Raw genomic sequence first — 6,454 nt, 5'->3', positions numbered from 1 at the left:
GACCTTATATGTATACCATTTCAGCCGTGCCCAATGCGGAACTCTATCAGTGGACCATCACCAATCCGAATTGGACTTTAGCTCAAAGCACCATTAATAATGTTCAACTGACCATTCCGACTGCCGGTATGGGCACTCTTTCAGTTATTGCTATTAATGATTGCGGACTCTCTTCTCCCGCAGAACTTCTTATTCAATCTACAATTTCAGTATTGGAAATTGATAAGTTTGCCAATATTGAAATTTTTCCAAATCCTGCTACTCAGTATGTAACGGTTCGAAATAATGACCCCTTATTGGCTATGACTTCAATTCGAATTTTTGATGTGAATGGGAAATTGGTTAAAATTATTAAAGTTGAGGATGGAAATGAAACCCAAATCGAATTGCAGGATTTTAGCAATGGAATTTATTTCCTTAAGGTATTTTCAGCCGATAAGCTAATTACCACTTCAAAGATTGTGAAAAATTGATGCAATAGCTGGATAAACTTCAGTTTTTATATTTATAAAGTCCGACGGGCAAGCATAGCGAGCCGTCGGATTTTAAGTTTTTACGGTGTGCAAATATTGGGTAATTGAGTTCGGTGGATACTATCCCAAAAAGTGTGTAAAACTCAAAGTTTAATATTTTTGTAAAGCAAAATAAAAAAACACAAACAATGAATTTTACACAATCGCAAAATTACGAAATTTTAGAGAACATCATCAACCATGGTTCAGGAATTGAAGAAATTCTACGGATGAGTCTTGAAATTCTTATGAAGGCTGAACGCCAGGAGCACAATTTTTCAAATGGAGATCTCAGCAACGGCTATCGTTTCAGAAAGACTTATGGACAGGGTAAACTTTTGGAACTAAAGGTTCCGAGAACACGCAACGGGAACTTCTATCCTATGATATTAGGATTGTTGCGAGACCAGGAAGAAGAAGCGAGGCAGATAGCCTTCAAACTGTATGGTGCAGGGCTGACTACAGAGCAAGTAGGCGACTTGTTCGGAGAAATATACGGAAAATCATACAGCAGCAGCCAAGTGAGCAGGATGTTCGATTACGCCCGAGAAGAGGTGGCAGCATGGCTGACAAGAAGATTGGATAGCTACTATCCGATTCTATACATAGATGCGACCTTCATAGCGACTCGTCGAGTTGACAGCGTAAGCAAAGAAGCATACTTCACCATACTGGCAGTAAAAGAGGATACTTCTAGAGAAGTACTTACAATTGTAAACAATCCAACGGAAGGATCTTCATTTTGGAATGATATTTTTGCCGATTTGAAAGAGAGGGGTGTGAAGGAGGTCGGGCTTGTTGTCTGCGACGGACTTACGGGCATAGAGACAGTTGTTCAGAATCATTTCAAAATGGCTGATGTTCAGCTCTGTACGGTTCATTTACAGAGAGAATGTCAGAAAAAGGTGAAAGTAAAACACAAGGCAGAAGTTGCCGAAGATCTGAGGCAGGTGTTCGCATGCGACGACAAGTACGACAGCATGAAAAAAGGGATGGAAAGATTTCATTTGTTCTGTGAAAAATGGAGTAAATACTATCCTGTATTCGGAGAAAAACTAAAAAACGAAAGATATCGCTATTACTTTACCTATCTCAACTATGACTATAGGATTAGAAGCATGATATACACGACGAACTGGGTAGAAAGATTGAATAGGGATTATAAAAGAACTACCAGAATGCGAGGAGCTTTACCTAATACTGAAGCGACCATATTGCTCCTGGGATATGTAGCTATGACTAGGAATGCATATCAATTTAAGGTGACATCGTTCCTTAACGAAAAACAAAAGTTCAGATGGGATTATTGACCGCAAAAATTTTGAAGATGAAAATAGGATTAAAAAAATAATAACTTTGCAAATACAAAATGAACTTTTACCATACACACTTTTTGGGACATTACCTTAATTGCTCTTCATTAAGTATCAAAATTGACTTATAAAAAATATGAGCAAAAAATTTATTGCTTAAACTTATAACACAAAAAAAAGACCATATATAAATACATGGTCTTTTTAGTTTATAATGATTCCATTTATTCTAATTCGTGAATAACCAGTCCTGAACGCAACTTTGGTTCAAACCAAGTTGTTTTGGGAGGCATTATATTCCCTGAGTCAGCAATATTAATTAATTGCTCCATTGAAACCGGATAAAGTGCAAAAGCCACTTTCATTTCTCCACTATCAACTCTACGTCTCAATTCACCAAGACCGCGTATTCCACCAATAAAATCAATTCTTTTATCAGTTCTTAAATCCTTTATTCCTAATACTTTGTCGAGAACCTTCTCAGAAAGTATGGTCACATCCAAAACTCCAATCGGATCCTGATCATTGTAAGTGCCTTGTTTTGCAGTCATTTTGTACCAAAATCCATCTATATAAATACTGAATTCATGTAATTTAGAAGGTTTGTATATTTCTTTTCCAATTTTTTCTACAGTGAATGTCTCTGAGAGAAGATCCATAAATTGATTATTGGAAAGACCGTTTAAGTCTTTAACAACCCGATTATAGTCAATAATTTTAAGCTGATTTGCCGGGAAAATAACTGCCATAAAGTAGTTGTATTCTTCATTACCGGTATGATGAGGATTGTTTCTTCGTTTTTCACTTCCGACTAAAGCAGCGGCTGCAGTACGATGATGCCCATCAGCAACATATAAATAGGGTATTTCATTCTTGAAAATTTCAGAAATTCTCTTGTTGACAGAGGCATCATTGATAACCCATAACTGATGGCCGAAACCCTCATCTGCAACAAAATCATATTCAGGAACCTGATTTTTTACTATATTTTCAACAATCTCATTAATATTTTTATTATCAGGATATGCAAAAAACACAGGCTCAACATTGGCATTTGTTATTCTAACATGAATCATACGGTCTTCCTCTTTATCTTTTCGAGTTAATTCATGTTTTTTGATTACATTATTCAAATAATCATCAATATGGGCACACCCTACTATTCCATATTGTATCCTTCCTTCCATCTTTTGGGCGTAAATATAGAATTTCTCTTCATCCTCTTTTATGATCCAGCCATTTTTTTTGAACAAATTGAAATTTTCAACAACTTTATCATAAACCATTTGAGAATGCTCATCTGTCCCTTTCGGGAAATCAATTTCAGCTTTTGTAATCCTTAGCAAAGAATAAGGATTACCGGAAGCTTCAGCACGGGCTTCTTCTGAATTAAGGACATCATAGGGGCGGGATGCCAACTGTTTTACAATTTCTTTAGGAGGACGTAATCCTTTGAAAGGTTTTACAATTGCCATAATTTTTAAGTTTTAAGTTTTTTTATTTTCGCGTGCAAAGATAAAAAAACAATTGAAAGGAAAGATGGACAACTGAAAAATGTAGCTATTTATAGAGCAAAAAAAACAGATAACTTTGTGAGAATTAAACACAAAATTATCTGTAAAAAATATAAACAAAAATTATTACATTTCTGGCATTCCATCAATGTCATCATCTTCCCTAGATACAGGAACTGATCTTTGAAGAGAAGCCACCAAAGATCCAATCATTTTGGTAAGTTCCATAAGTTGGTTTCTAGAGTACTCTTTCTCATCATTATTAATTGCCGAAAGTTTAGAAGCAAATTCAGTATATACAACACATTCTCTAACTGAACTTTTAGCCATTTTTAAGTAATAAACAAATTGAGCTTTGTTTCTTGCAGAACCTTCCGCAATATGTAGTGCAATTGCTTGAGCTGACTTCAAGAAAGGCTCACCTAAAACGACATACTGAGAATCCGGAAAATTAGCAATAACGCCATGTAACCAGGTGATGTAATCAAGTGCTTTAGCATAAATTCTTAAATCTTCAAATCTAAAAAAGCTAACGGTGTTTTCTTGTTCGTTCATTTTAAAATGATTTAGTTAGTAAATATGCACAAAAATAAACATTTTTTTGAAATAATCACTTTTTTAAAAAATAAAATCGATTTTTATTTATTATACTAACATTCAATTACTTAAAGTTAAAAATAAATTTTTTACAGAGAAAAAAAAACTTTTATTTAAAAAAAAGGTGTTATTGAGCAAACTAAAATGTGTTTAATTTTTAAGATAATTTTAATGTAAATTCTGAATTGATTTTTGTAATTTTGCCGACTAAAATTTTAAAAGAAATAATCAAGAAAATGAATGAAATAAATAAAAAGAAATTCTTTCTGAAATGGATTTGGCGTATTGCATTATACGGATTTGCTATTGCTGGTTTCGGAATCATTACTGCCTGGGCAGTCTTTAACTTAGGACTCACAAAAAACAAAGGAACTATTGATAAAAATAACCGTTACTTGATGGAAATTGAAGAAATGGGCAAAGTTAGCGGAAGCAATGTTGAAGATTATTCTTTCAACAGTAACCAAAGAGCAATCGACTTTTACAAAATTATTTGTATAAGTAAATTTTTTCCATACAATGCCAATAATATTTTGGAAGCGGTCAAAACAAATGAAAATCCTAAATCAATCCGTCAAATGATTGCTGCTACTGAAATCTATATTAATTCAAATCCTAAAATTAAAAAAGAATACGAAAAATTACTAAATCAAGGATCTGAGTTACTTTCCAAACCTCAAAAGTTACAAAATCCGAATAATGCAATTGAATGGATGAATACCCAACAATGGGCTGCTCTTAAAATTGCCATATCAAAGGAAAAAGATGTTATCGATAGTGCTGCAAAAAATGCCGGAATTGAACCACGACTTATTGTTGCTACTTTGATTGGAGAACAAATACGGCTTTATAATACGAATCGCGAAGTATTTAAATCCTACCTCGGTCCAGTAAAAGTATTAGTTACAGAGACAAAGTTCTCTATGGGGGTAACCGGAATTAAGGAATTTACTGCTATGAGAATAGAAAAATATTTAAAGGATCCCTCTTCTGAATTCTATATTTCAAAAAAATATGAGAATGCGTTGAATTATGAAAATGGGGTTGATTCGGCAGCCAGAATTCAAAGACTTACAAACGGCAAAAGTAATTATTACTCTTATCTCTATGCCGGCATAATGTTACATCAATTTCAAAAACAATGGGAACGAAGGGGACAAGATATTTCGTACAACGCCGGTGTTTTAGCAACCTTGTTCAACTTGGGGTTTAACCTCTCCATTCCTAAACCGACTCCAGAAATCGGTGGGGCAAAAATCACGATAGATGGGGTTCCTCATACTTTTGGAGGACTTGCTTTCGACTTTTATTATTCAGGTGAACTGGTAAAGGAATTCCCTTATTATCAAAATAAATTTATTGATTAAGTTATTTTTTATTCCAAAATCCATGAAAAAAATTGTTTTTATAGTGCTAACCCTTTCTTGTCTTTATTCGGGATGCACACTTATTGACAAAGAAAATGTTTCTATAATTCCTGAGCCTGTCAGTATTAGGATGAAATATGGTTTTTTTACTTTTGATAATAACACTACTATATCTTTTAGTAATATTGACAAAAATAATACTACGGTTACCTATATTGTAGAATATTTTGAAAAGTATTTTGGATTTAACCCAACCATTGTTACCCCTGAACACAAAGTTAAAAACTGCATCTATTTTTCTATTAATTCAAAAAAAGATATAAAGTTGGGGGATGAAGGATATCGTTTGAAAATTAAAAGAAATAAAATTATTATAGAGGCAAATACAACAACCGGATTATTTTACGGATTTCAGACTCTATATCAACTTGCTCCAAACAACATCAATAAAAATAATCCGACAAAAATCACCTTTTCCTGTCTTGAAATTTTGGATTATCCCAGATTTGCATGGCGTGGAAATCATTTAGATGTGTCAAGACATTTTTTTGATGTTGAATACATTAAAAAACATTTGGATATATTGGCTCTTTACAAAATAAATAAATTTCACTGGCATCTGACTGATGACCACGGCTGGCGAATTCAGATTGATAAATATCCCAAATTAACTGAAGTCGGAGCTTGGAGAGTTGATAGAAGCCAGGTTTCTTGGACAAAAGGAGAGCCCCCAAAAGAGGGAGAAAAAGCCTCATACGGAGGATATTACACCAAAGATCAGATTCGGGAAGTAGTTGCTTATGCTGCTCAAAGACACATAGATGTTGTTCCTGAAATAGAAATTCCAGGGCATTGCTCTGCTATTTTAGCTTCTTATCCCGAATTTGCTTGTGATGACTATCCATATTTTGTTCAAATCGGCCCCTACTGGCCTCCAAAAGCTATAATGTGTGCCGGAAATGATACGGTAATTCAGTTTTATAAAGATGTTATTGATGAAGTTGCATCGCTTTTCCCTTATAAATATATTCATATTGGAGGTGATGAAGCAGTCAATGATAATTGGAAAAAATGTCCTAAATGCCAAAACAGAATCAAAGAACAGCATCTTAAAAATGAAGCAGAATTACAAAGCTGGATGATTCGAGAAA

6 protein-coding genes are annotated in these 6,454 nt (G+C 34.0%); 4 read left to right on the top strand and 2 right to left on the bottom strand.

Annotated elements, in window-relative coordinates; genetic code table 11:
• Both PKK00_14935 and PKK00_14930 read left to right on the top strand, forming a co-directional pair.
• The coding region (locus PKK00_14935) for a T9SS type A sorting domain-containing protein (protein HNW99700.1) at positions 1-473 on the top strand (473 nt) is incomplete at its 5' end.
• Positions 474-661: 188 nt separating this feature from the next.
• A complete protein-coding gene (locus tag PKK00_14930; protein ID HNW99699.1) occupies positions 662-1,822 on the top strand; it encodes an IS256 family transposase in 1,161 nt (386 codons plus the stop codon).
• 227 nt (positions 1,823-2,049) lie between these two features.
• Here the strand turns inward: PKK00_14930 and PKK00_14925 are convergent, their stop codons facing one another.
• Together PKK00_14925 and PKK00_14920 are read right to left on the bottom strand one after the other, a co-directional pair.
• Positions 2,050-3,300 carry a DUF1015 family protein gene (locus PKK00_14925; GenBank protein ID HNW99698.1) on the bottom strand — a complete coding sequence of 417 codons (1,251 nt, stop codon included), beginning with the start codon at positions 3,298-3,300 and terminating at the stop codon, positions 2,050-2,052.
• 165 nt (positions 3,301-3,465) lie between these two features.
• Positions 3,466-3,894, bottom strand: coding sequence for a four helix bundle protein (locus tag PKK00_14920; GenBank protein HNW99697.1), 429 nt, complete (start codon positions 3,892-3,894; stop codon positions 3,466-3,468).
• A gap of 278 nt (positions 3,895-4,172) precedes the next feature.
• On the opposite strand from PKK00_14920, the gene PKK00_14915 reads away from it, so the two are divergent.
• Together PKK00_14915 and PKK00_14910 are read left to right on the top strand one after the other, a co-directional pair.
• On the top strand, positions 4,173-5,303 hold the full coding sequence (locus PKK00_14915) for a hypothetical protein (GenBank protein HNW99696.1): 1,131 nt from the start codon (positions 4,173-4,175) through the stop codon (positions 5,301-5,303).
• Between the two features lie 22 nt (positions 5,304-5,325).
• On the top strand, positions 5,326-6,454 hold a 1,129-nt coding region (locus tag PKK00_14910; GenBank protein ID HNW99695.1), incomplete at its 3' end, for a beta-N-acetylhexosaminidase.

The sequence above is a fragment of the Bacteroidales bacterium genome, assembly GCA_035353855.1.
Taxonomy (GTDB): Bacteria; Bacteroidota; Bacteroidia; order Bacteroidales; family CG2-30-32-10; genus DAOQAK01.
The sequence above is the reverse complement of the archived record's forward strand: the minus strand, read 5'-3'. Positions and strand labels throughout refer to the sequence as shown.

Excerpts from the sequence above, each read along its gene's own strand:
- PKK00_14930 (HNW99699.1), top strand. The coding sequence starts at position 662 with ATGAATTTTACACAATCGCAAAATTACGAAATTTTAGAGAACATCATC.
- PKK00_14925 (HNW99698.1), bottom strand. The coding sequence starts at position 3,300 with ATGGCAATTGTAAAACCTTTCAAAGGATTACGTCCTCCTAAAGAAATT.
- PKK00_14920 (HNW99697.1), bottom strand. The coding sequence starts at position 3,894 with ATGAACGAACAAGAAAACACCGTTAGCTTTTTTAGATTTGAAGATTTA.
- PKK00_14915 (HNW99696.1), top strand. The coding sequence starts at position 4,173 with ATGAATGAAATAAATAAAAAGAAATTCTTTCTGAAATGGATTTGGCGT.